Raw genomic sequence first — 24,732 nt, forward strand, 5'->3', positions numbered from 1 at the left:
GGGAGAAACCGGCGGCGGACGCAAAACAGCGCCGCCCGGCTGGCTAGCCAACCGGACGGCGCTGTTTTGGGAGGGGCCTGCTTCAGCTGAGCGCGCGCAATACCTTGCGGACGACGTCGATGCGGGCGCCGAGCAGCTGGCCCTGCCTGATTTCTATCCTGAGCTTGTCCTGGCCGGCCAGCTTCACTTCGCGCTGCTTCTGCACCAGTTCGATGACGCGCATGGGCTCGACGCTGGGCTTGGCCGAGAACTGGATCATGGCCTGGGTTTCGCTGGCGTCGATCTTGATGATGCCCAGGGGTTCGGCATTCAGGCGCAGGCGATGGGTGGCGAGCAGAGTCTGGGCCGCCTCGGGCAGCTTGCCGTAGCGGTCTATGAGTTCTTCCTGGATCATGATGAGGTCGTCTTCATGCTTGGCATGGGACAGCTTCTTGTACAGGCCCAGCCGCGCATGGACGTCGGGGCAGTAGTCCGAAGGCAGCAGGGCCGAGGCGTGCAGATTGACTTCGCAAAGCGCGGAAAAGGGCGAGTCCAGGTCGGGCTCTTCGCCCGATTTCAGGGCGCGCACGGCGGCATTGAGCATGTCGGAATACATCGAGAAGCCGATTTCCTGGATATTGCCGGACTGGGATTCGCCCAGCACTTCGCCCGTGCCGCGTATTTCGAGGTCGTGCATGGCCAGGAAAAATCCCGCGCCCAGCTCTTCCATGGCCTGGATGGCCTCGAGGCGCTTTTTGGCGTTGGGCGTGATGGCGTCCTCGCCGGGGGTCATCAGGTAGGCATAGGCCTGGTGGTGCGAACGGCCCACCCGCCCGCGCAATTGGTGCAGCTGCGCCAGGCCCAGCCTGTCGGCGCGATGGATGACTATGGTGTTGGCCGTCGGCACGTCGATGCCGGTTTCGATGATGGTGGTGCACAGCAGCACGTTGTAGCGCTGCTGGTAGAAGCCTTTCATGACTTCTTCCAGCTCGCGTTCGGGCATCTGGCCGTGGGCGACCGCGATGCGCGCTTCGGGCACCAGTTCTTCGAGGCTGGCGCGCCGGTTCTGGATGGTGTCGACTTCGTTATGCAGGAAATAGACCTGGCCGCCGCGCTTGAGTTCGCGCAGCAAGGCCTCGCGCACCGTGCTTTTGTCCTCGCGCCGCACGAAGGTCTTGATCGCCAGGCGCTTTTGCGGCGCGGTGGCGATGACGGAAAAATCCCGTATGCCTTCCAGCGACATGCCCAGCGTGCGGGGTATGGGCGTGGCGGTCAGGGTCAGCACATCGACCTCGGCGCGCAGCGTCTTCAAGGCTTCTTTCTGGCGCACGCCAAAACGGTGCTCTTCGTCGATGATGACCAGCCCCAGCCGCTTGAAGATGACATCCTTGGACAATATCTTGTGGGTGCCGATGACGATGTCGACCCGGCCGTCGTTGAGGCCCTGGATGGCGGCGCTGACCTCTTTGCCTGAACGGAAGCGCGAGAGTTCCACCACTTTCACGGGCCAGTCGGCGAAGCGGTCGGAGAAGGTCTGGGCGTGCTGTTCGGCCAGCAAGGTGGTCGGGCACAGCAGCGCCACCTGTTTGCCGTTGAGCACCGCCAGGAAGGCGGCGCGCAGCGCCACCTCGGTCTTGCCGAAGCCGACATCGCCGCACACCAGGCGGTCCATGGGCCGGCCCGAGGTCATGTCGCCGATGACGGCTTCGATGGCGGCGGCCTGGTCCGGGGTTTCCTCGAAGCCGAAGCCTTCGGCAAAGGCCTGGTAGTCGCTGACGGGAAGCTTGAACCGGTAGCCTTCGCGCGCCGCTCGCTGGGCGTACAGGGCCAGCAGTTCGGCCGCCGCGTCGCGCACTTGCCTGGCGGCCTTGCGGCGCGCCTTGTCCCATTGGCCCGATCCCAATTGATGCAAGGGGGCGTGATCGGGGTCGGACCCGCTGTAGCGGGCAATGACGTGCAATTGCGCCACGGGCACATACAGGGTGCTGCCGTTGGCGTATTCCAGGTGCAGCAGTTCCATCTGGCCTTCGCCCAGGTCCATTTCGATCAGGCCGCGATAGCGCCCGATGCCGTGCTGCGCATGCACGACGGGGTCGCCCTCGCGCAGTTCGGACAGGTCGCGCACCATGGCTTCCACGTCGCTGGCGTGTTCCTGCGCGCGCTTGCCGCGCCGGGTGGGGCGGGCCTGGCTGGGATAGAGGTCGTTCTCCGTCAGCAGGGTGAGGGCATGGTCGACCAGGCCGAAGCCATTGGAAAGCGGCGCGATGACCAGCGCGAAACGGCTTTCCGAACCGAGGAAATCCTGCAGGGTTTCGCTGGCGAAATCGGGCCTGATGCCGAGTTCCGCCAGCATCTGCAGCAGCGTTTCGCGCCGTCCGGCGGAATCGGCGCACAGCGCGATACGCCCTTCGTGCCGGTCCAGCAGCAGGCGCAGATTCGCCGCCGGGTCTTCGGCGCGCCGCGCGATGGCGACGTTGGGCGCCGCCTGGAAGTCGGGATGGACGCCGTCGCCCACCAGCGCGAGCCGGGCAAATGACTTCAGCCGCGAGAACAGGCCCTCTTCGTCCAGGAACAACTGCTCGGGCGGCAGCACGGGGCGTTCGCGGTCGCTTTTCAGGAACTGGTAGCGGCTGTGCGTGTCCTGGGCGAAGCGCTGCACGGCCTGGTTGATGTCGCCCAGCGTTACCGTGAACGATTGCTCGGGCAGGTAGTCGAACAGGGTCGCCGTATGCGTGAAGAACAGCGGCAGGTAATATTCGATGCCGGCGAACGCGATGCCGTTGCCGATATCTTTGTAGGGCAGGGCGCGCGAGGGATCGCCTTCGAAGATCTCGCGAAAACGGGCGCGGAACTGGTTGCGCGCCGTTTCGTCCATGGGAAACTCGCGCCCCGGCAATAGCTGCACTTCCTTGACCGGATACAGGCTGCGCTGCGTGTCGATATCGAAACTTCGTATCGACTCGATTTCATTGTCGAACAGGTCGAGCCGGTAAGGCAGCACCGAACCCATGGGGAACAGGTCGATGAGGCCGCCGCGTATGCAGAACTCGCCGGGGGCGGTCACCTGGGTGACGTGGGCGTAATTGGCCAGCGTCAGCTGGCGGCGCAGCCCTTCCTCGTCTAGCGGATCCCCCTGCCGGAATGAAAAGGTATAGGCGGCCATGAACTCGGGCGGCGCAAGCCGGTACAGCGCCGTCGTGACGGGGACCGTCAGGATATCCACGCTTTCCTGCATCAGAGCGTGCAAGGTGCGCAGGCGCTCCGAGATCAGGTCCTGGTGCGGCGAAAAACTGTCGTAGGGCAGCGTTTCCCAGTCGGGCAGCTGCCGCACGCGCAATTCCGGCGCGAATAATAGTATTTCCTCGGCCAGGCGCTGGGCCGCCAGGGGCTCCGCGCACAGCACGACCAGGGTCTGCCGTGATGCGCGCGCCAGGTCGGCGAGCATCCATGCGTCGCCCGATCCCGGAGGAACGGGCTGCGCGTGCCGGCGCCCGGGCTTCAAGGCGGCCAGCACAGATTTGGTGGAGGGAAGGGAAGGGGGAGGGGTTGTTTCTATATTCATGTAGAGTGTCATTATAAAATGTCTTTCCTATGCACAAGAAACTGATTGCAATCGTCCCCGCCGCCGGCATCGGCGCGCGAGCCCTGGAGGCCGGTTCCGCCCGGGGCGGCGATGCCGGCGCCGCGCTCGCGGGCGCGCCTGACGGCGGCTCCTGGTCGCAGTCCATGCCCAAGCAATATCGGCTGCTGAAGGGCGAGCCCATGCTGCGCTGGGCCGTCAGGGCGCTGCTGGCCGATGAGCGCATCGCCCAGGTCAGGGTGGCGGTGGCGGCGCATGACGCCTGGGCGGAACAGGCATTGGCGGGCCTGCCGCGGACGGTATGGCGGCCCTGCGGCGGGCCCAGCCGCGCCCTGACCGTGCTTGCGGCCCTGCAGGACGCCGGGCTGGGCGCCGGCGACTGGGTGCTGGTCCATGACGCGGCCCGTCCGGGCCTGCCGGCCGATGCCTTGCGGCGTCTTATCGACAGCTGCTGGCTATCGAATTCGGGGGGGCTGCTGGCGCAGCCGGTGGCCGACACCGTAAAGCTCGCGGCGGCGGCGCGGGCCGTCGAACCGCTATCGCTCGTCCAGCATTCCGTGGCGCGCGAGCGGCTTTGGCTGGCGCAGACGCCGCAGATGTTCCAGGCCGGCCGTCTGCGGGATGCCTTGCTGGCGGCCGGCGCCTCCAGCGCGGCGATTACCGACGAGGCCTCGGCCATGGAGCTGGCGGGCTATGCGCCTTGCCTGGTGCGCGGTTCGGCGCGCAATTTCAAGGTAACCTGGCCCGAGGATTTTGAATTGATGGAGAGGTGGCTATGAGTTTCCCATTCCGCATAGGGCAGGGGTTTGACGTGCATGCGCTGGTGGAGGGCAGGCCCTTGATCATCGGCGGGGTCGCCATCCCGCACACGCATGGCCTGCTGGGCCATTCCGATGCCGATGTGCTGCTGCACGCGGTAACCGACGCCATCCTGGGCGCCGCCGGCCTGGGCGACATCGGCCGCCATTTTCCGGATACCGACCCGGACTACAAAGGCGCCGACAGCCGCATGCTGTTGCGGGCGGCCATGCAAAAAGTGAGCGGCGCGGGCTGGAGGGTGGTGAATATCGACGCGACCGTGCATGCCCAGGCGCCCAAAATAGGCCCGCACGCCGGCGCGATGGTGGCCAATATTGCCGCCGACCTCGGCGTGCCCGGGCGGGACATCAACATCAAGGCCAAAACCAATGAAAGCCTGGGCTACCTGGGCCGCAAGGAAGGCATAGCCGCGACGGTCGTGGCTTTGCTGGCGGCCGCTTAGCGCTTGCGGCTTTCTACCCGCCTTCGGCGGCGATCACCAGCGCCGCCGCGTTGACCACCGAGGCGATGCGGCCCACGTCGCGCAGTTGTTCGGAGGTATATCCGGCCTTCTTCAGGTTGCCGTAGTGCGAGCTGACGCAGAAATGGCATTTTCCCACGATGGACGCGGCCAGGGCGAAGAGTTCGAAGCGCGCCTGGTCGATGCCGCCGTGCGTGGCGTAGGCGTTCATGCGCAGTTGCGCCGGCAGGGTTTTCAATTGGGGGTCGCCGGCCATTTCGACGTAGGGATAATAGGTGTTGTTCATGCCCATGAGCGCGGCGGCCGTCAGGACGCCGGTCACGTCGGCCTCGGACAAGCCCGTCTTGAACGCCATGACCAGGGCGGGGCTGCGCGCGGCATAGGCTGCCGCCAGCGCCGCGCCCACCGCGTCTTCGGGTTTGAGGCATGAACGGGCAATGGTGCCGTCCAGGTTCAGGCGGATGTCCTTGGCCCAGTCGGGGATCATGGCCTTGATGGCAGCTAGGAATTCCATGTGCGTCAACCTATGGGTGGATGGAAGAAAGCCCGGATGAACCGGGCCTGGTGGTCTTGCGGCGCGTTCGGCCTAGAGTGTGTCGCCGCCTACCACGCGGTTGCAAGGGCACAGCTCGTCGGTTTGCAGGCCGTCGAGCAGCCGCAGGATTTCCTCGGGATTGCGCCCGACATTCAGATTGTTGACCGATACGTGCTGGATGACGTTGTCGGGGTCGACAATAAAGGTGGCGCGCAGGGCGACGCCTTCGCTTTTTTCGCGCACGCCGAGCTGGTCGACCAGGGCGCCGGCGGTATCGCCAAACTGATAATGGCCCAGCTTGCTAAGGTCGGGATGCTCGCGGCGCCACGCCAGCTTGACGAATTCATTGTCGACCGAGCCGCCCATCAGGATCGCGTCGCGGTCTTCGAAGTCCTGGACCAGGGCATTGAAACCGACGATTTCGGTGGGGCAGACAAAGGTGAAATCCTTGGGATAGAAATAGATGACTTTCCACTTGCCCGGGAACGAGCTTTCGGTGATCTCTTCGAATGCGGACACACCGTTTTCTTCGTGGTGGTTGAATCCGGGCTTGACGCCGGCAACTTTGAAGGGTTCGAGTTTATCGCCTACTGTTTTCATCTGAGCTCCTGTGAGTAAGTCTAGAATAAACAGGCATACGGAAACACATACGCCCAATGTCCAAATTTTACGCTATTAGGTATCAGTGTCTAATTGAAAATTCCTAACCCGTACCTTGGGTATTTCGATGCGGGCCACCAGCCCTCCGGGAGGGTGGGATATCAATTCCAGCTGCCCGCCCACCTGGCCCAGGAGGCGTTCCACGATGGCCAGGCCCAGCCCCGCGCCGCTGACGCCGGTGCGGGCGGATTCGCCGCGCGAGAATGGGCGCAGCAGGCGCTGGATGTCGGTCGGCGCGATGCCGGTGCCGTGATCCTTGACCTCGATGGCCAGTATATTGCCCTGCTGCCTGGCGGCCAGTTCGATGTGGGCGCGGTCGTCGGCGGGCGTGCGCCCGTAGCGGCGGGCGTTTTCGATAAGGTTGCTGACGATGCGCTTGAGGTCGTGCGCGCTGATCTTGGCGTACAGGTTGGGCTCGATGGACGCGGTGAGCGCCCCGCCCAGCGATTCGGTATGGCTGCGCTCGCGTTCATACAGATCGCGCAGCACGGATGATACGTCTATTCCCTGTTCCGGCACGGCGCCCGCGGGGCGGGCGTATTCCATGAGCTGGCCTATGCTGTGGTCGATCTGGCCGAGGTCCTCGTCTATGGCCTGGCGGGTTTCGTCGGTGACATTGCTCATTTCTATTTCGAGGCGCATGCGCGCCAGCGGCGTGCGCAGGTCGTGCGAAATCCCCGCCAGCATGATTTCCCGGTCGGCCTCGGTCTGGCGGATGTCGCGCGCCATGCGGTTGAAAGCCATATTCATGTCGCGGATCTCGGCCGGGCCTTTTTCGGGCAGCAGCGAAGGCGTTTCGCCGCGCGCCAGCTGCTGGGCGACCTTGGCCAGCTGAGCCAGCGGCCGGTTGACGAAGCGCACGCTGACCGCGGCGCCGATGAGGGCCAGCAGCAAGGCGGTGGCGCCCCATCCGAACCATTCGGCGCCCGCAGTCAGGCCTAATTGCTCGCGGTCGAATACCAGCCAGTACTGGTCATTGTTGATTTCAAAACTGACCCAGACGCCCGGCGCCTGGTTGACCGCCCACATGATATGAGTTTCGGGACCCAGCCTGTCCTTGATTTCGGCCGCCACATGATTCCAGTAATTGGAATTGGGCAAGGGCTCGAGGACGTCGGTCTTTTCGCGCGGCTGCACCCGCAGGCTTTCCTTGGTGGCGAGGTCGAGCAGCAGGGCGGGCCGGACGCTGCGCGGCGCATACACCAGGGCCGAGCGCGTAATGCTGACGGCGGTGGTGACGCGCTGCGCCATTTGCGTGGCGCGCGGGCCTTCCTCCATGCTGAAGAAAACCTGCAGCCACGCGCCCAGGCTGACCAGCATCAGCCCTGCCAGGAGCAGGAATGAGCGGCTGAACAGACCCAGCCGGAAGCGAGACTTGTTGGGTTTTCTTTGTTTGGGAGCGGGGATGGCCATAACCTTACCCTGCCAGGTCACGCCCGTCCTGCCTTAATGACCGCCATCAGGCACGAATACATAGCCCAGGCCCCATACCGTCTGGATGAAGACAGGCTTGGAAGGGTTGGGTTCCACCAGCTTGCGCAGACGCGAGATTTGCACGTCCAGGCTGCGGTCGAAAGCTTCGTATTCGCGGCCGCGGGCCAGTTCCATGAGCTTGTCGCGCGACAGGGGGATTTTCGGATGCCGCGCAAACACCTTGAGCACCGAAAATTCGCCCGTGGTGATGGGCACCTGTTCGTTGTTGCGGGTAAGCGTGCGCGTCGACAGATTCAGCACGTACGGCCCGAATTCGATGGATTCGTTTTCCTGGCTGGGGGCGCCGGGATGTTCTTCCGTGCCGCGGCGGCGCAAGATGGCATTGACGCGCGCCAGGAGCTCGCGCGGGTTGAAGGGCTTGGACAGGTAGTCGTCGGCGCCCATTTCGAGGCCCACGATACGGTCGATTTCTTCCGCCTTGGCGGTAAGGATGATGATGGGGGTGTTGTCGTGCCCGCCGCGCAGGCGCCGACAGATGGAAAGCCCATCTTCACCAGGCAGCATCAGATCCAGTACGAGCAGGTCGAAATGCTCGCGCTGCCATAGCTTGCCCATTTCTTTGGCATCTTCGGCTACGAAAACATTAAAACCCTGTTCCGACAAATACCGGCGCAGCAAGTCACGCAGCCGGGGGTCGTCGTCCACGACGAGAATTTTGCGAGATAGAGATTGGTTTTGTGTATTCATGGGGAAAATGTAACAGGGCTGGGTTAGCCCGTATAGGCCTCGTAGCAAGATATTACACATTAAGTGTTTGGTAGAAAACGCCAGGGCATTTGCTCTCAAACTTTTATATATCGGCAAGTAACAACTGCGTATTCTAGCCTCAAGAAGCCCGGAACGATACTAGTGTAGGCCCGCAGAATTAAGGCGTCTGCCCGCCGAATGTCTTACGCAGCCAATTGCCGCGCGCAATGATTTGCGCGGCATGTTTAAAATGGCGCCATGACTCTACATATTCTAGCGCTCGAGACCTCGTCCAGTCTTTGCGGGGTGGCTTTGCTGACCCAGGCGGACGGCCGGCTGCAGGTGCGCACGCTCGAGCATGACGCCACGGGCGAGCACGCCGAGCGCCTGCTGCCGATGGCGGACGATTTGCTGGCGCAGGCCGGCATCGGGCGGTCCGAACTGGCGGCCGTGGCCTTCGGCCAGGGGCCGGGCGGTTTCACCGGCTTGCGGGTAGCCTGCGGGGTGGCGCAAGGGATGGCATACGCTCTGGATATTCCGGTCATCCCGGTGGTTTCCCTGCTGGCCGTCGCGGCGCGCGACCATCCCGCCGCGGCGCCATCGGCGCCGATATCGGTGGTGGTGCAGGACGCCCGCATGGGCGAGGTATATCTGGCGGCCTATCTGGCGGACGCCGACGCGGCTTCGGGTTGGCGCGTGCTCCAGGAGCCGCTGCTGCTGAATGCCGAACACGTCGGCCACTGGCTGGAGCAAACCCTGGCCGGATGGCAGGCCGTCCTGGGCGGGGCGCCGCCGGTACGCTTGTCCGGCGATGCCTTGCTGGCTTATCCCGCGCTCGCCCGGCTGCGCCTGGCGCAGTCCCGGGTCGAATTGGGGGCGCCTTTGCGGCCCGATGCGGAAACCATCGCCCGCCTGGCCCTGATAGGCTGGCATACCGGCGGCGGCATCGCGCCGGAATTCGCGGCCCCCCTGTATGTGCGCGACAAGGTGGCCTACACCACGCTGGAGCGCGAGCATGGCCTGGGGGGCAACCCCAAGGCCGCGGAATTCGCGGTGTCGATCCAGGACATGGCTGGCGAGCACCTTGACGACGTGGTGGCCATCGAGCAGTCGGTGCAGTCTTTTCCATGGACGCGCGGCAATTTCGCCGATGGCCTGCGGGCCGGCTACGGGGCCTGGGTGGCGCGGCAGTCGGGCCGCATTGTCGGTTTCTGCATGGTCATGTTCGCGCCCGATGTCGCCCATGTGCTGGTCATCGCGGTATCGCCTTCATGCCAGAAAAAAGGCATAGGCACTTTGCTGCTGCGCCATTGCGAGCGCGAGGCGCGCGCGCGCGGCCTGCCCTCCATCGTCCTGGAGGTCAGGCCGTCGAACGAAAATGCGCTGAATTTCTATCGCCGCCATGGTTTCATGACCCTGGCCGTGCGCAAGGACTACTATCCCGCCGCGCACGACACCCGGGAAGACGCCTGTGTCATGGAAAAAAGGCTGGCTGCGCTATGACGGCGGGCATGCAATCGAAGGCGCCCGAGCTTAGCGCGCTGCAGATGGCCTGGCTGCAGGAAATCGGCATGGACAAACGCATGCTGGCCCGCTACGCGGCGGATGCCGGACCCTTCCCGGAGGCCGCCGGGCGGCCGGCGGCGCGGCAGCGTGACACCCCGCCGATACGCGGCGACAAGCCCACGCCCGCGGCGGGCGCGCAGCCCGCGGCGCCCGGCCTGGTGCGCGCCGCCGCCGTGCTGGCGGGACAGCAGGGGACAGCTGGCGCGCCCGGGCCGGCCGGGGCCGCCGTGAAAAAGCCGGCTGCCGATGTATCGGCCCCGCCTGCCGCCGCGCCCCGGGATTGGGAGGCCTTGCAGGCGCATATTGCGTCCTGCGAGGTTTGCGGCTTGCATGCCGGGCGCAGCCAGGCGGTATTCGGCACGGGCGCCGTGCAGTCGCCCGAATGGATGGTGGTGGGCGAAGCGCCGGGCGAGCACGACGACAGGGTCGGCCTGCCATTCCAGGGCAAGCCCGGGCTGCTGCTGCAGGCCATGCTGGCTTCGATAGGCGTACTGCCGGAATCCGCGGTGTTTTTCACCAATCTGATCAAGTGCCGGCCTTTGGGCAATCGCACGCCCAAGCCCGAGGAAATCGCCGCCTGCCTGCCTTATTTGCAGCGCCAGATTGCCTTGCTGAAACCGCGCCGCATCCTGGTCCTGGGCAAGCTGGCGGCCCAGGCGCTGCTGGGCAGCGACGCCGACCTGGAGCAGCTGCGCGGCCGCGTGCACCATATACGCAGCGAGACGGGGGAGGACATCGCCCTGGTGGCCACCTACCACCCGGCATCGCTGTTATTGCGTCCGCAGCACAAGGCCGATGCCTGGCAGGACCTGAATCTGGCCCGCTCGATCGCCCCCGCCTAGCGCCGCGGCGGCGGCCGTTGCCGCGGCGCTAGGCGGGGGAGGTTTTAGGCGTCGCTGTGCTTGAGGGCCTGGCCATGCCCGTGCTGGCCTATGGTATGTTCCAGGCCCGGGTCGGCGCGGTGATTGCGGCGGTTCCAGTGCATGAATATCAGCATCAGGGCGGCGACCAGCAGGCCGAAGATGACGATAATGGCATTGATGGGCAGGTCCAGCCACAGCATGAGGCTGTAGAGCGCCAGCATCAGCAGGATGTTCAATTGTTCGTTGAAGTTCTGCACGGCAATGGAGTGCCCGGCCGACAGCAGTACATGGCCGCGGTGCTGCAGCAGCGCATTCATGGGCACGACGAAAAAGCCCGACAGCCCGCCTATCAGCAGCAGGACGCTGTAGACCGCCCATCGCTCATGGACAATAGGCATGAGCATCACGGCAAAGCCCATGACCACGCCCACGGGCAGGACCGACAAGGCGCGCTTGAGCGGCACGCGGCCGGCCAGTATGGACCCGGCCACGGTTCCCAGGGCCGCCACGCCCATCAGCACCGAAGCCTGGTCCAGGCGATAGCCCAGGTGCCGCGCGCCCCATTCTATGACGATGAATTGCAGCGTGGCGCCCGCGCCCCAGAACAGGGTGGTCACCGCCAGCGATATCTGGCCGATCTTGTCGCGCCACAGTATCCGTACGTATCCGGTGAAGTCGCGCACGAGCTTGACGGGGTTGGTTTGCTGCCTGGGATAGCGCACATTGGTGCGCGGTATCAGCAAATTGGAGGCGGCGGCCAGTAAATACACCACGCCGATGACCAGGATGGCCGCTTCGGTGCGGGTCTGCACCAGATGGCTGATCCAGGGCTGGGCCAGCAAGACGTCGGATACGGCGGGGTTGATCAGCACGCCGCCCAGGACCGTGCCCACGATAATGGACAGCACCGTAAGCCCTTCTATCCAGCTATTGCCCTTGACCAGAAGTTCGGGCGGCAGCATTTCGGTGACAATGCCGTACTTGGCCGGGGAATAGGCCGCCGCGCCGATGCCGACCAGGGTATAGGCGCAGAACACCAGGAACAGCTGTTCAGGGTGATCCAGCCCGAAGCTTTGACAGCCGAACATCAGCAGACAGCCGCACACCTTGATGGCATTGGTGATGAACATGACCCGGCCTTTCGGGAAGGCGTCGGCAAAGGCCCCCACGAACGCCGCCAGGGCCACATAAGCCAGGGCGAACCACCACTTCATCATGGGCGCCATCCAGTCGGGCCCCTGCAAATCGGCTATCAGCGCTATGGCGGCTATAAGCAATGCATTGTCCGCCACGGACGAAAGCGCCTGGGCTACCATGACCAGATAAAAGCCTTTTTTCAATGGGAAGTCTCGATTGGGTGGTTAGTTGAGAGCCGAAGCAAGCCGATAGCGAAAAATGTTAGTGAGTATAACTTCGGCGCAGCACTGAAACAAAAAATGATAGCGCAGTTTTATTTTGGGGCATCGGCCCCCCGGCGGGTGCGTTATCATACGAGAAGATTGCAGCCGGGAATTCCAGGCCCGGTTTCCGGGCCGTTTTGATAGCCGCGTCCATGCCGTCGGCGTGTCGCCCCATCCCCTTTCTATTGCTCGCTTATTGTGCGTCTGACCCAAATAAAACTTGCCGGTTTCAAATCTTTTGTCGAACCGACGGTGATTCCCACGCCCAGCCAATTGGTCGGCGTGGTGGGGCCCAATGGCTGCGGCAAGTCCAATATCATCGACGCGGTGCGCTGGGTGCTGGGCGAAACCAAGGCTTCGGAACTGCGCGGCGAGTCCATGCAGGACGTCATCTTCAATGGCTCGGGCCATCGCAAGCCCGCGGCCAGGGCCTCGGTCGAACTGGTTTTCGACAACACCGATGGCCGCGCGGTCGGCCAATGGAGCACCTACGCCGAAATCGCCGTCAGGCGCGTGCTGACGCGCGATGGCGCCAGCAGCTACTACGTCAACAACCAGCAGGTGCGCCGGCGGGATATCCACGACATCTTCCTGGGCACGGGGCTGGGGTCGCGCGGCTACGCCATCATCGGCCAGGGCATGATCAATCGCCTGATCGAGGCGCGGCCTGAAGAACTGCGTGTTTTCCTCGAAGAGGCCGCCGGCGTGTCGCGCTATAAAGAGCGGCGGCGCGAAACCGAGAGCCGTCTGGGCGACACCCGTGAGAATCTGCTGCGCGTCGAAGACATCTTGCGCGAACTGGGCAGCCAGCTCGAGAAACTGGAAGCGCAGGCCCAGGTCGCCCAGCAATATCGCGCCCTGCAGGAAGAGGGCGAGCAGAAGCAGCATGCCCTGTGGCTGCTGAAGGAAAGCAACGCCCGGCAGGAACAGCAAAGCCGGTCTCTGGCGATAGAACAGGCCCAGACCGAGCTCGAGGCGGCCACGGCCAGCCTGCGCGCCGGCGAGTCGGCCCTGGAATCGCGGCGCCAGGCCCATTACGCGGCCGGCGACGCCGTGCACGCGGCCCAGGGCCTGCTGTTCGAGGCGGGCGCGCAAGTCAGCCGCCTGGAAGCCGAGATCCGCCACGTGGTGGATTCGCGCAACCGCCTGCAGGCGCGGCGCACGCAGTTGCAGGGGCAGTTGCAGGAATGGGGCGACCAGCAGGCCCATTGCACCGAGCAGATCGCCCAGGCCGAGGCCGACCTCGAAGCCGCCGCCGCGCGCACCGAAGAATTCCGCGCCACCGCCGAAGACGCCCAGGCACGCCTGCCCGATATCGAAAGCCAGGTGAGGCTGGCCGCGGCCTCGCGCGACGAAATGCGCGGCGTGCTTGCCCGCGTCGAACAGGAACTGGCGCTGGCGGCCCAGACCCAGCGCGACGCCGACCGCCAGATGCAGGCCCTCGAGCTGCGCAAAGAGCGGCTGGACCAGGAACTGCGCAGCCTGAATGCGCCCGATCCCGAAAACATCGCCCGCCTTGCCGGCGATAGCGCCGCGATGCAGGAACAGTTGCAGGAGGCTCAGGGCCAGCTGATCGAACTCGAGGACCGGCTGCCGGAACTGGATGAGCAGCGCCGCAAGGCGCAGGCGGCTTCGCAGGAAGAGTCGCAGGCGGTGGCGCGGCTGGATGCGCGCCTCGCCGCCTTGAGCAAGCTGCAGGACGATGTGCAGAAGCAGGGGGCCCTCGAACCCTGGCTGGCGCGCCATGAATTATCGCGCCTGGGCCGCTTGTGGCAAAAGCTGCATATCGAGGAGGGCTGGGAAACGGCGCTTGAAGCCGTGCTGCGTGAACGCATGGCCGGCCTCGAAGTGCGCCAGCTCGAACATGCCCGGGCGTTCGCCGGCGATGCCCCGCCGGCGCGCCTGGCGTTCTACCAGGTGCCGCCGGCGGCCGCCGCCAGTCCGCCGCCGGCGGGTTTCGAGCCCTTGGCCGCCCTGCTGCGCCTGACCGATCCCGACCTGCGCACTCTGCTGAACGACTGGCTGCGCGATGTATACGTCTGCGCCGATATCGCCAAGGCCTTGTCCTTGCGGGCCGGACTCCCGCCGGGCGGCCTCTATGTGGTCAAGGAAGGGCATATGGTGGATGCGCACAGCGTGCGCTTCTATGCCGCCGACTCCGAGCAATCCGGCCTGCTGGCCCGCCAGCAGGAAATCGAGAACCTGAAGCGCGACCTGAAAGGGCGGCAATTGGTCGCCGACCAGGCGCTGGCGGCGGTAAGCCGCGCCGAAAGCGCGTGGCAGCAGGTATCCCAGGCCCTGGCCCCGGCCCGCCAGCGGGTGTCCGAGCTGACCAGGCGCCTGCATGACGTGCAACTGGAGCATTCCCGGCTGCAGCAGCAGGCCGAGCAATCCGGCGAGCGCGCCGCGCGCATCCGCGAAGACCTCGCCGAAATCGCGCTGCATGGCGAAGAGCTGCTGGCCGGCAAGGAAGAGGCCGAAGCGCGCTTCGAAGCGCTGGATATGCAATTGGGCGAACATCAGACGCTTTTTTCCGATGCCGAGATCTCCGGCGAGGACCTCGCCCTGCAGGCCGACAAGGCGCGCCAGCACCTGCGCGATCTCGAACGCGCCGTGCATGAATCCGAATACGCGGAGCGCGCCCTGCAGACACGCATCGCCGATCTCAAGCGCAATCTGCAGCTGGCCGCCGACCAGGCCAGGCGCGCGGGCGCCGAACTCGACGGTTTGCAGGGCGAACTGTTCGAGCTGGACGCCTCGGCTTCGCAGGCGGGGCTGCAGGACGCCCTGGAATTGCGGGCCGAGCGCGAAGAAGCCCTCAACCTGGCGCGCATCGAACTGGACAATCTGGCCGCCCTGCTGCGCGGCGCCGATGAAGAGCGCCTGACGCTGGAGCGCTCGCTGGAGCCGCGCCGCGCCCGCATCATGGAACTGCAGCTGCAGGAGCAGGCGGCCCGCCTGGCCGTCGAGCAGTTCGCCGAACAGCTGGATGCGCAGCAGGTCGACCGCGCGGCATTGCGCGAGCTACTGGCGCAATGGCCGCAAGAATGGCAGCGGACCGCCTGGCTGCAATCCGAGGTGCAAAGGATTTCGCGCGTGGTCGAGGGCCTGGGCCCGGTCAACCTGGCGGCGCTCGATGAATTGAATACCTCGCGCGAGCGCAAGAGCTTCCTGGATGCGCAGCACCAGGACCTGACCTCCGCGATCGAAACCCTGGAAGACGCCATTCGCAAGATAGACCGCGAAACGCGCGACCTGCTCCAGGATACCTTCGACAAGGTCAACGGCCATTTCGGCGAATTGTTCCCGCGCCTTTTCGGCGGCGGCGAAGCCCGCCTCACGGTCACCGGCGATGAAATCCTCGACGCCGGGGTGCAGGTCATGGCCCAGCCTCCGGGCAAGCGCAACAGCACCATACACCTGCTGTCGGGCGGAGAAAAGGCGCTTACCGCCACGGCGCTGGTGTTCGCCTTGTTCAAGCTGAATCCGGCTCCTTTCTGCCTGCTCGATGAAGTCGATGCGCCGCTCGATGACGCCAATACCGAGCGCTACGCCAATCTGGTCAGCAACATGAGCGAACAGACGCAGTTCCTGTTCATTTCGCACAATAAGATCGCCATGCAGATGGCCAAGCAGCTGGTAGGCGTTACCATGCAGGAGCAGGGCGTATCGCGCATCGTGGCGGTGGATATCGATTCGGCCCTGCAGCTGGCTGAAATCTGATGGCGGGCATGCATAAACATTTGGTGATACGGCGGACTGACAATGAGTGACTTGCAAATCGGTTTGATTCTCCTGGGCGTTGTATTGATCCTGATCGTGCTCCTGTTCAATTGGTGGCAGGACATGCGCATACGGCAGAAAATGCAGGAGCATTTTCCCGAGCGCGAGCAGGACCCCCTGATGGGCGGCGCGCCGGTCGCCACCGGGCGGCGCGAACCGGGCTTCGGCCTGCGCGAGCCGGTCGAGGAACTGGCCGAGGACGACCCCGCCGAAGTGGACCCGACCTCCGAAGTCGTCATCGACATCAGCTTCGCCCAGCCGGTCGCCAGCGCGCAATTGCAGAGCGCCGTGCAGGCTGTCCACAAGGCCGGCGACAAGCCGGTGCGCATCTTCGCGGAACGCGACGGGGGCGGCCATCGCGCGCGGCTTCGCCCCCATGAACACTATGTGTCGATGCAGTTGTCGGTGCTGCTGGCCAACCGCAGCGGGCCGCTTACCGATATCGAATGGTCGCATTTGTGGTCCATGGCGCAGCGCCTGGCGGAACGCTTCGACGGCGCGATCGAGGCGCCCGAACAGGAACAGGTCATGCGCCGCGCCGCGCAGCTCGATGCGCTCTGCGCCAGCCTGGATGCGCAGGTCGGCCTGACGCTGCGCTTGCAGGGCACGCAGCCCGTGGGCGACATCAGCCGGGTGCTCAAGGACGTCGGCTTCCTGCCCTACGGCAGCCAGTTGGCGTGGATGGCCGATACCGGCATTCCGCGGTTCACGGTGCTGTTCGATGGCGTTCATGCGCAAGAGGTGCAGTCGGCGGGAGTGGATCGCATAGACTTGCTGCTGGATCTGCCCAATAGCCCGGCCGACGAGCAGGCCTTCAGCCGCATGGCCAGCGTCGGCCGCGACCTGGCCGGCCGCTTGAACGCCGTGCTGCTGGACGACCAGGGGCGCCCGGTGTCCGACGGCACCGATCACGCCATAGACCAGAAACTGCTCGAGCTGTACGCGCGGCTTGAACAGGCCGGCTTCGTCGCCGGCACCGAACGGACGGTAAGGGTATTTTCGTGAGCGCCAGCGGTTCAAAGGGCACATCGGTAGCGCAAAGACTCGACAGCCTGCGCGCCGAAATCGCCCGGCACAATCGTCTTTATTATGTGCAGGATGCGCCGGTCATTTCAGACGCCGAATACGACCGGCTGATGAAAGAGCTGATGGCTCTGGAAGAGTCCCATCCTGACTTGATCACCCCTGAATCGCCGACGCAGCGCGTCGGGGCGGGCCCGCTGCCGGCTTTCAAGAGCGTGCGGCATGCGGTGCCCATGCGTTCCCTGGGCAATGCCTTCAACCCCGAGGATGTGCTCGCCTTCGACAAGCGGGTGGGCGACACCCTGCGCGACGCCGGCATGGCCGCCGCCGACGGGCAGGTCGAATATGTGGCCGAACTCAAGTTCGACGGCCTGGCGGTGAGCCTGCGCTATGAACAGGGGCGCCTGGCGCAGGCGGCGACCCGGGGCGACGGCCAGACCGGCGAGGACATCACGGGCAATATACGTACCCTGCGCTCCGTGCCTTTGCAACTGGTCGGCGATTTCCCCGAGGTGCTCGAGGTTCGCGGCGAGGTGCTGATGAACCGGAGCGATTTCGACAGCCTGAACCAGGCCCAGCAGCGCCGCCGCGAGAAAATATTCGTCAACCCGCGCAATGCCGCCGCGGGCAGCCTGCGGCAGCTGGATCCGCGCATCACGGCGACCCGGCCCTTGCGGTTTTTCGCTTATGGCTGGGGCGAGATCCGCATCCGCCACGACGGCCAGACCGAACAGTTCCGGCAGGAAGCCGGGCAGGCTTCCATGCCGCGCCCGACCCACGCGCAAATGCTGGACTGGTTCGAGCAGTTCGGGCTGCCCGTCAATGGCGTGCGCAAGGTGGTCAAAGGCGCGGAGGGCCTGTTGGCGTTCTATGCCGAGACCGGCGGCGCGCGGGCGCAATTGCCCTTCGACATCGATGGCGTGGTCTACAAAGTGAACTCGCTGGCGGCCCAGGAGGTTCTGGGCTATGTGGCCCGCGCGCCGCGCTTTGCCCTCGCGCACAAGTTCCCGGCCCAGGAAGAGACCACCACGCTGGTGGGCATAGAGGTCCAGGTCGGACGCACCGGCGCGATCACGCCGGTGGCGCGGCTCAAGCCTGTTTTCGTGGGCGGCGTGACGGTGACCAATGCCACCCTGCACAACGAAGATGAAATCCGCCGCAAGGATGTGCGCGTGGGCGACACGGTTATCGTGCGCCGCGCCGGCGACGTGATCCCCGAGGTGGTCGGGCCGGTGCTGGACTTGCGGCCGGAAGGCACATCGCTGTTCGTCACGCCGCGGACCTGTCCGGTTTGCGGGTCGGCCGTCGAACGCCTGGAAGACGAAGCCATATCGCGCTGCACCGGCGGCCTGTTCTGCGCGGCGCAGCGCAAGCAAAGCATTGCCCACGCGGCGGGGCGCAAGGCGCTGGACATCGAGGGCCTGGGCGAGAAGCTGGTGGATCAACTGGTCGAGAGCGGCCGCGTCAAGTCGCTGGCCGACCTGTTCACGCTGAACGCGCTCGAGCTTGCCAGCTACCAGCGGATGGCGCGCAAGTCCGCCGAGAACCTGATGGCGGCGCTGGAGCAGGCGCGCACGCCCGAGCTTGGCCGCTTGCTGTATGCCTTGGGTATCCGGCACGTGGGCGAGACCACGGCGCGCGACCTGGCCCGGCATTTCGGCTCGGTCGAGGCGGTGATGCAGGCCGATGAAACCGAACTGCTCAAGGTCAATGACGTGGGGCCGGTGGTGGCCGGGTCCATCATCCGCTTCTTCGCCGAAGCCCACAATCGCGAGATCATTGCCGCGCTGGCCGCCGCCGGCGTGCACGCCAGGGCGCCGGCGGCGCTGGCCGGCGGCGGCCAGCGCCTGGCGGGCAGGACGCTGGTGCTGACCGGCACCATGCCCACCTGGACGCGGGACGACGCCACGCGCCATATCCTGGCGGCGGGCGGCAAGGTCAGCGCTTCGGTCTCGAAGAAAACCGCCTACGTGGTGGCGGGCGAGGAGGCGGGCAGCAAGCTGGCCAAGGCCCGGGAGCTGGGCGTGCCGGTTCTCGATGAAGACGGCCTCAAGGCATTGCTGGGCATGTGACTGCGGTATGTCATTCATCGCCCTTGAGTTGCCGCGCCTCCTTTAGAAAGGCGTCCAGCGCTTTCTTTTGATTATCCTTTCGTATCACGCCATATACATCGGTCTTCATGATGATTTCGGTCAATCTGCACGACGCGATGCCAGGTATGCGGGCGCGCGTGGATTGCGGGACGATGGCGATGCCCAGGCCGGCGGCCACCAGGTACAGTTGCGCGGGGATTTCTTCGACGGTTTGCACGATATTGGGCAGGAAGCCCGCTACGGCGAAGCGCTCATGGATGTGTTGGGCAAAGGGCGAGCCCTCGCGCCGCAGCAGGACGAAATTTTCTTTCTTCAGGTCGGCGATTTTCAATTCGCGGCGTTCGGCGAGCCTGTGCCCCAACGGCAATGCCACCACCGCGGGGTCCTTCCATAGCGGCAGGCTGCACAGCAGCAGGTCGTCGACCGGCGAGCGCGATATGCAGATGTCGACGCGCCGCTCCAGCAGCGCCTCGATCTGGTCGACCGGGCGCATTTCATTCAGCGCCACCGCCACGCCGGGATGCGTGCGCGAATACTTGAAAATCAGCCTTGGCAATGGACCCAGGAAGTGCGAGCTCGACAATCCCACTTCAATGCGCCCCGCCAGGCCTTGTTCGATAGCCCGCACGCGCACGGTGGCGTTCTTGATGTGATTGAGCGTGGAGCGCATATCGAGCAGGAATACCCGGCCCGGTTCAGTGAGCTCCACCCTGCGGTTCGAACGGGTGAACAGCTTTACGCCGAGTTCTTCCTCCAGCAGCGCGATCTGCTGGCTCAGTGGCGGCTGCGAAATATGCAGGCGGTCGGCCGCCCGGGTGAAGCTCAGTTCTTCGGCGACAACGACGAAATAGCGCAGCTGACGCAGATTCACGGTATCAGCCGCTGCGCGAGTCGCGAATCTGGTTGATGATTCCGCCCGCTTTCAGTATTGCTATTTGCCGCGGCGACAGCGTATGGCGCAGGCTCATGGTGGCGCAGCCGGGATTGTCCGTACGGGCTTCTATGGCGCTTCCCGCGGCCAGTTGCGCATACAGATTTTCGATTTTGATGACATCCCCCTGCGCCAGGACATTGTAATGTTCAGCCTGCGCAAAGCTAAGCGGCAGCACGCCAAAGCATATGAGGTTTTGCCAGTGAATGCGCGCAAAGCTTTGCGCCAGGACGACCCGCAGGCCCAGGACGGCGGGCACCAGCGCGGCATTTTCGCGGCTGGAGCCCTGGCCGTAGTTGTGGCCCGCGACGATGGCATGCCCGCCGAGCGCCACTCGCGCGGACGCGCGCTGGAAGTAGGTGGCATCCAGCGGCTCGAAGGCGAATCTGGCGGTTTCGTAGACGTTGCTCCAGTAAGGCAGGACCCGTCCGCCCGCGGGGATGATGTCATCGGTGGAGACGTTGCCGTCGACTTTCAGCACGATGGGTATTTCTATCCTGTCGGGCAGGGCGGCGAGCCGCGGCAGCGATGGCGTGTTGTCGGTTTTCAGCACCGTTTTGCGGCGCGCCTCCGCCAAAGGCAGCGGCGGGCTGAAAAGCCGCTTGTCGGCCTTGATGTGCATGGGCTCCTCGATGCGCGGGTAGGGTACGTCCAGGCTGCGCGGGTCGGTAATCACGCCATGAAGCGCCGATGCCGCCGCGGTTTCGGGACTGCACAAGAACACGCTGTCTTCGCGCGTGCCCGAGCGGCCCGGGAAATTGCGCGGCACGGTTCGCAGGCTGTTGCGCCCGGCGGCCGGCGCCTGCCCCATTCCTATGCAGCCGTTGCAGCCCGCCTGGTGCAGCCGCGCCCCGGCCTGGATCAGATGGGACAGATCGCCGTTTTCACTGAGCGTCTGCAACACCTGGCGCGACGACGGATTGATGTCCAGGGAAACGCCGCTGGCGATGTGGCGGCCCCGCATCATGGCGGCGACCACCGCGAAATCGCGATAGCCCGGGTTGCCCGAGGAGCCGATATAGGCCTGGTAGACAGGCTGGCCGGCGGCCTCTTTTACTTTCACGACGCGGTCGGGGCTGGAGGGCAGGGCGATCAGCGGCTCCAGCGCGCCCAGTTCTATCGTGTCGTGCAAGTCATACGAGCAGCCCGCATCGGGCTGCAATGGCCGCCAGGCATCCTCCCGTCCGCGGGCGCGCAGGAAGCGCAGGGTCGCTTCGTCGCTGGGGAATACCGTTGTGGTGGCGCCCAGTTCGGCCCCCATATTGGCCAGGACATGGCGGTCCATGGCGGACAGGCAGGCCAGTCCCGGTCCGTAGTATTCGATGATGGCGTTTTTCCCGCCCGTGACGCCATGGCGCCGCAGCATTTCCAGGGCGATGTCCTTGGCGGAGACCCAGTCGGGCAGGCTGCCCTCGAGGCGGACTCCGAAAATCCTCGGCATGGGTATGTATAGCGCCTGGCCGGCCATGGCAAGGGCGACTTCAATGCCGCCCGCGCCTATCGCCAGCATGCCCAGCGAGCCGGCGGCGGTGGTATGGCTGTCGCAGCCGACGAGGGATTGCCCCGGAATGCCGAAATATTCCATATGGACGGGATGGCTGATGCCATTGCCCGGCCCGCTGTACCAGATCCCGTAGCGCTCGCACGCGCTTTGCAGAAACTGGTGGGTATCGGCATTCAGGTGGTCTTGCTGCAGCAGCGAATGATCGATGTACTGCACGCTGATCCCGGTTTTTACGCGATCCATTCCCATCGCTTCCAGCTCGAGCATGACCAGCGTCCCCAGGACGTCCTGAAGCAGCGCCTGGTCCATGCGCAGCGCGATTTCGCCGCCGGGAACCAGCGCGCCATCCATCAGTTTGGAGCGCAGGAGTTTGGTGCTTAAGTTGTATGCCATTACATCAGTCCGGGCAGCCAGAGCGCTATTTGCGGAAACACAGTGAGAATCAGGATGGCCAGGGCCTCGACCAGAACAAAGGGCAGGGCGCCGCGGATAATGTCATTCAGGGATATTTGCGGCGCGATCCCCTTGATGACGTATAGATTCAGCCCGACCGGCGGTGTGATGACGGCCATTTCGCACGTGATGATCATGATCACCCCGAACCAGATGGGGCTGAATCCCAGCGCGGTGACGACCGGCAGGAGTATGGGGGTGGAAATCAGGATGATGGAGACGATATCCAGGAACATGCCGACGATCAGCAGGAATACCAGGACCAGCAGAAGAATGATCCACGCCGGCTGCGAGATATCCGCTATCCATGTGATCAGCATCTGCGGAATCATGAGGCGCGTCATGATGTAGCCGAACAGCAGCGCCGCGATGAGAATAAGCAATATCATGCCGCTGGTGACTATCGTCGAGCGGAATATTTCCAGGGTGGTCGCCAGGTTCAGTTCCTTGTAGCCCGCGGCGACCATGAATGCGCCCAGCGCCCCGATTCCCGATGCCTCGGTCGGCGTGGCGATGCCAAGATAGATGGTGCCCAGCACCAGCAATATGAGCAGGATGGCGGCCCAGACATCCGCAAGGGCGCGCAGCCGGTCTTTCCATGCCACCTTGCCTGTTTCCCGCGGCGCCAGATGGGGGCGCAAGTGTATCGTCACATACAGGTAAAGCATCATCAGCCCGGTCAGCAATATGCCGGGAAAAATGGCCGCCGTGAATAATTTGCCTATGGACTGGTCAGCCATTTCGCCGTAAAGCACGAATCCTATGCTGGGCGGAATCAGCAAGGCCAGCGACCCGGCGGCCGCGACGGATCCTCCGGCCAGGCCGGGGTCGTAGCGGCGTTTGAGCATTTCGGGTATGGCGAAGCGGCCGATGGTGGCCGCGCCCGCCACGCTGACGCCGCTCATGGCGCCGAAAACCGCCGCGCTTCCCACGCTGGCGATCGCCAGGCTGCCGGGCAGGCGATTGAGCCACAGATAGAACAGGTTGTAGAGCCTGCCGCCTATGCTGGTGCGCGCCATGACCTCGCCCATCAGTATGAACAGCGGTATGCAAATCAGAGAATAGCTGGACAAGCCCTTGTGCAGGATGGAAGGAATGACGTTGAGGGCGGTGACGCCGCCGTGCAGGTACATGCCCAGAATGCTGGAGACTCCCAGCGATGCAAAAATGGGGACTCCTATCGCCAGCAGCACGGCGAACAGGGCCAGTATCAGCGAGAAGATGAGTATCGGGTCCACGTTGTTATTCCTTGGGCGAGGTATCGGATGAGGGCAGGACGATGCGCTTGAAGCGGCTCAGCGCCACCAGGCCCAAAAGAATGCCGCCTATGGGTATCAGGCTGTACGCTATCCATACGGGGAATTTCAATAGCGAGGCGGAACGATAATTGCGCTCGAAGGCGGTGATCATCACATTCGATCCGGCCCAGATCAGGACGGCGCAAAAAACCAGGATGGTCAGTTCGGAAATGGCGTCGGCCGTTTTCTTCCAGCGGCCGGTCAGGCGCAGGTTGAGCGCCTCCATGCTGACGTGCCGGTCGACTTTATGCACCCAGCCGACAGACGCCCAGGCAACCAGTAAAAGCACATAGGTGCTGATTTCCACCGCAAAAATGCTGGGACTGTGGAACACATATCGTGCTATGACTGCATAGGCCGTTATCAGCATGAGCACGAGCAAAGCGAATTCGGATACGGTAACGGCGGCGTGGTTGACGCCGCTGGCGATCCGGCCGATCCGGTGGAAAAAAGGGCGCATGATGTCTCCGCGGGTATGGGACCCGCAACGGCGCCGCCGCTGCGGGCAAAGCCATTATTGGTTTTTGGTTTTCTCGATGATTTCCAGATACCGATTGCCATCCGGCACCTGGGCCGCCCATTCGGTAATGCTGCCGGCGGTCGCGTCGCGCATGGCCTGCAGGTTTTTCCCCTCTATGCGGTGAACTTTCACGCCCTTGGCCTCGTAGGTGGCGACGGCTTCCTTGACGAAGGCGGCGACCCGCGCAAACTGGTCATCGTCGCGCTGTTTCGCCGCCTTTTTCAAGATCTCCTGGATGTCCGGCGGCAGCGATTCCCACTTCTTGCGATTGATGGAAAGTATCGAGGTATCGACGCCGAAGTTGGCCAGGGACAGGTGCTTGGTCACTTCGAACAGGCTGCGCCCGATTCCGGTCAGCAGGGGGCGGGGCGTGCCATCGATCACGCCGCGGTCGAATGCCAGGTACAGTTCGGAAGAAGGCATGCCGGTAGGCGACCCGCCCAGCAACTGGATGGCGCGCGCATCGACCGCTCCGGTAGTCGCCCACACCTTGCCTTTGAAGTCGTCCGCCGACAGGATGGGATTGCGGCGCGAATAAAATTCATAAGGGTCGAATGGCGCGACGCCCAGGACGATGGCGTCGTGCTGCGTCGCGAGCTCTTTGGTGATGCCCAGGTCGAGCAGCCCCGCCTCCAGCGCGCGCTGCAGATGCGGCACATCCTGGAACAGGAATGGCAGGGTGAAGATGTTCGTCGCCGGCAGGGTGCCGCTCAGATACGTCCCGGTCATATTGACTATGTCGACATCGCCGCGCGACAGCGCGGGCAATTCCTCATAGCCGTCGAACAATTGTCCGGAATGGAACACCTTGATCCGCACGCGTCCATTGCTTTCTTTATGAACGGTATCGACGAAATGTTCGATGGGCTTCCATACATATTCATACGCTGGCGGCAGGTATGTGGAGAAGGTCAGTTCTATCGGCTTTTCCGCGCTGGCGGCGGTTCCCCAGCCCATACACAGGGCGAGGGCTGTGGCGAATAACCATGGTTGCTTCATGCGGTGTTCCTCCCGGTAGTTTCTGTCTTGGAATAAAAGGGTGACAGTCCCCCGCGGGGCCCGGATCGAGCCCCGCAATTTCGAG

18 protein-coding genes are annotated in these 24,732 nt (G+C 64.3%); 7 read left to right on the plus strand and 11 right to left on the minus strand.

Features of this window, described 5'->3' with window-relative positions; all coding sequences use genetic code 11:
- Positions 1-82: 82 nt before the first annotated feature.
- The gene (gene mfd, locus BUB23_RS18650) at positions 83-3,541 is read right to left on the minus strand and encodes a transcription-repair coupling factor (RefSeq protein ID WP_143161040.1); all 3,459 of its coding nucleotides are present in this window, start codon (positions 3,539-3,541) and stop codon (positions 83-85) included.
- Positions 3,542-3,570: 29 nt separating this feature from the next.
- Between mfd and BUB23_RS18655 the strand changes: the two genes are divergently transcribed.
- Complete coding sequence (locus BUB23_RS18655; protein ID WP_073106014.1) at positions 3,571-4,338, plus strand: IspD/TarI family cytidylyltransferase; 768 nt, start codon at positions 3,571-3,573, stop codon at positions 4,336-4,338.
- Positions 4,335-4,820: a 2-C-methyl-D-erythritol 2,4-cyclodiphosphate synthase gene (gene ispF / locus BUB23_RS18660; RefSeq protein ID WP_073106017.1), complete on the plus strand. Its 486-nt coding sequence runs from the start codon at positions 4,335-4,337 to the stop codon at positions 4,818-4,820. The genes BUB23_RS18655 and ispF overlap by 4 nt, the downstream gene beginning before the upstream one ends.
- Before the next feature lie 13 nt (positions 4,821-4,833).
- Here ispF and BUB23_RS18665 read toward each other — a convergent pair whose 3' ends face one another.
- The 4 genes from BUB23_RS18665 to ompR all read right to left on the minus strand — a co-directional run bounded on the left by BUB23_RS18665 (position 4,834) and on the right by ompR (position 8,214).
- Entirely contained in the window at positions 4,834-5,352 is a 519-nt protein-coding gene (locus BUB23_RS18665; RefSeq protein ID WP_073106020.1) for a carboxymuconolactone decarboxylase family protein, read from the minus strand.
- A 72-nt stretch (positions 5,353-5,424) separates the two neighbouring features.
- Positions 5,425-5,973 carry a peroxiredoxin gene (locus BUB23_RS18670; RefSeq protein WP_073106023.1) on the minus strand — a complete coding sequence of 183 codons (549 nt, stop codon included), beginning with the start codon at positions 5,971-5,973 and terminating at the stop codon, positions 5,425-5,427.
- A gap of 75 nt (positions 5,974-6,048) precedes the next feature.
- The gene (locus tag BUB23_RS18675) at positions 6,049-7,446 is read right to left on the minus strand and encodes a sensor histidine kinase (RefSeq protein ID WP_073106025.1); all 1,398 of its coding nucleotides are present in this window, start codon (positions 7,444-7,446) and stop codon (positions 6,049-6,051) included.
- 33 nt (positions 7,447-7,479) lie between these two features.
- A complete protein-coding gene (gene ompR / locus BUB23_RS18680) occupies positions 7,480-8,214 on the minus strand; it encodes an osmolarity response regulator transcription factor OmpR (protein ID WP_073106027.1) in 735 nt (244 codons plus the stop codon).
- 258 nt (positions 8,215-8,472) lie between these two features.
- On the opposite strand from ompR, the gene tsaB reads away from it, so the two are divergent.
- Together tsaB and BUB23_RS18690 are read left to right on the plus strand one after the other, a co-directional pair.
- On the plus strand, positions 8,473-9,717 hold the full coding sequence (gene tsaB, locus BUB23_RS18685; RefSeq protein WP_073106030.1) for a tRNA (adenosine(37)-N6)-threonylcarbamoyltransferase complex dimerization subunit type 1 TsaB: 1,245 nt from the start codon (positions 8,473-8,475) through the stop codon (positions 9,715-9,717).
- Positions 9,718-9,725: 8 nt separating this feature from the next.
- On the plus strand, positions 9,726-10,622 hold the full coding sequence (locus BUB23_RS18690) for a uracil-DNA glycosylase (protein ID WP_143161041.1): 897 nt from the start codon (positions 9,726-9,728) through the stop codon (positions 10,620-10,622).
- A gap of 44 nt (positions 10,623-10,666) precedes the next feature.
- Here BUB23_RS18690 and lplT read toward each other — a convergent pair whose 3' ends face one another.
- On the minus strand, positions 10,667-11,983 hold the full coding sequence (gene lplT, locus BUB23_RS18695) for a lysophospholipid transporter LplT (RefSeq protein WP_073106036.1): 1,317 nt from the start codon (positions 11,981-11,983) through the stop codon (positions 10,667-10,669).
- A 258-nt stretch (positions 11,984-12,241) separates the two neighbouring features.
- Between lplT and smc the strand changes: the two genes are divergently transcribed.
- Genes smc through ligA form a run of 3 tightly spaced genes read left to right on the plus strand, consistent with a single transcriptional unit; the run spans position 12,242 to position 18,921 of the window.
- Positions 12,242-15,766, plus strand: a complete 3,525-nt coding sequence (gene smc, locus BUB23_RS18700; protein ID WP_073106039.1) for a chromosome segregation protein SMC — start codon at positions 12,242-12,244, stop codon at positions 15,764-15,766.
- 42 nt (positions 15,767-15,808) lie between these two features.
- Entirely contained in the window at positions 15,809-16,831 is a 1,023-nt protein-coding gene (locus BUB23_RS18705) for a cell division protein ZipA C-terminal FtsZ-binding domain-containing protein (RefSeq protein WP_073106041.1), read from the plus strand.
- The gene (ligA, locus tag BUB23_RS18710) at positions 16,828-18,921 is read left to right on the plus strand and encodes an NAD-dependent DNA ligase LigA (protein ID WP_073106043.1); all 2,094 of its coding nucleotides are present in this window, start codon (positions 16,828-16,830) and stop codon (positions 18,919-18,921) included. The genes BUB23_RS18705 and ligA overlap by 4 nt, the downstream gene beginning before the upstream one ends.
- Before the next feature lie 10 nt (positions 18,922-18,931).
- On the opposite strand, the gene BUB23_RS18715 is transcribed toward ligA, so the two are convergent.
- From BUB23_RS18715 to dctP, 5 genes are read right to left on the minus strand one after another with little or no spacing between them, the layout of a single operon-like run.
- Positions 18,932-19,813 carry a LysR substrate-binding domain-containing protein gene (locus BUB23_RS18715; RefSeq protein WP_073106045.1) on the minus strand — a complete coding sequence of 294 codons (882 nt, stop codon included), beginning with the start codon at positions 19,811-19,813 and terminating at the stop codon, positions 18,932-18,934.
- Positions 19,814-19,817: 4 nt separating this feature from the next.
- Positions 19,818-21,770, minus strand: a complete 1,953-nt coding sequence (locus tag BUB23_RS18720; RefSeq protein ID WP_073106047.1) for an aconitate hydratase — start codon at positions 21,768-21,770, stop codon at positions 19,818-19,820.
- Positions 21,770-23,068: a TRAP transporter large permease gene (locus BUB23_RS18725; RefSeq protein WP_073106049.1), complete on the minus strand. Its 1,299-nt coding sequence runs from the start codon at positions 23,066-23,068 to the stop codon at positions 21,770-21,772. The genes BUB23_RS18720 and BUB23_RS18725 overlap by 1 nt, the downstream gene beginning before the upstream one ends.
- Positions 23,069-23,072: 4 nt before the next feature.
- Positions 23,073-23,588: a TRAP transporter small permease gene (locus BUB23_RS18730; protein ID WP_073106052.1), complete on the minus strand. Its 516-nt coding sequence runs from the start codon at positions 23,586-23,588 to the stop codon at positions 23,073-23,075.
- Positions 23,589-23,642: 54 nt separating this feature from the next.
- Positions 23,643-24,647: a TRAP transporter substrate-binding protein DctP gene (dctP, locus tag BUB23_RS18735; RefSeq protein ID WP_073106055.1), complete on the minus strand. Its 1,005-nt coding sequence runs from the start codon at positions 24,645-24,647 to the stop codon at positions 23,643-23,645.
- Positions 24,648-24,732 lie beyond the last annotated feature (85 nt).

Origin of the sequence: Pollutimonas bauzanensis, from assembly GCF_900129885.1 — a bacterium.
Classification (GTDB): domain Bacteria; phylum Pseudomonadota; class Gammaproteobacteria; order Burkholderiales; family Burkholderiaceae_B; genus Pollutimonas; species Pollutimonas bauzanensis.

Bases quoted from the DNA above. Each gene is read 5' to 3' on its own strand.
- mfd (WP_143161040.1), bottom strand. From the start codon at position 3,541: ATGAATATAGAAACAACCCCTCCCCCTTCCCTTCCCTCCACCAAATCT.
- BUB23_RS18655 (WP_073106014.1), top strand. From the start codon at position 3,571: ATGCACAAGAAACTGATTGCAATCGTCCCCGCCGCCGGCATCGGCGCG.
- ispF (WP_073106017.1), top strand. From the start codon at position 4,335: ATGAGTTTCCCATTCCGCATAGGGCAGGGGTTTGACGTGCATGCGCTG.
- BUB23_RS18665 (WP_073106020.1), bottom strand. From the start codon at position 5,352: ATGGAATTCCTAGCTGCCATCAAGGCCATGATCCCCGACTGGGCCAAG.
- BUB23_RS18670 (WP_073106023.1), bottom strand. From the start codon at position 5,973: ATGAAAACAGTAGGCGATAAACTCGAACCCTTCAAAGTTGCCGGCGTC.
- BUB23_RS18675 (WP_073106025.1), bottom strand. From the start codon at position 7,446: ATGGCCATCCCCGCTCCCAAACAAAGAAAACCCAACAAGTCTCGCTTC.
- ompR (WP_073106027.1), bottom strand. From the start codon at position 8,214: ATGAATACACAAAACCAATCTCTATCTCGCAAAATTCTCGTCGTGGAC.
- tsaB (WP_073106030.1), top strand. From the start codon at position 8,473: ATGACTCTACATATTCTAGCGCTCGAGACCTCGTCCAGTCTTTGCGGG.
- BUB23_RS18690 (WP_143161041.1), top strand. From the start codon at position 9,726: ATGCAATCGAAGGCGCCCGAGCTTAGCGCGCTGCAGATGGCCTGGCTG.
- BUB23_RS18705 (WP_073106041.1), top strand. From the start codon at position 15,809: ATGAGTGACTTGCAAATCGGTTTGATTCTCCTGGGCGTTGTATTGATC.
- BUB23_RS18720 (WP_073106047.1), bottom strand. From the start codon at position 21,770: ATGGCATACAACTTAAGCACCAAACTCCTGCGCTCCAAACTGATGGAT.
- BUB23_RS18730 (WP_073106052.1), bottom strand. From the start codon at position 23,588: ATGCGCCCTTTTTTCCACCGGATCGGCCGGATCGCCAGCGGCGTCAAC.
- dctP (WP_073106055.1), bottom strand. From the start codon at position 24,647: ATGAAGCAACCATGGTTATTCGCCACAGCCCTCGCCCTGTGTATGGGC.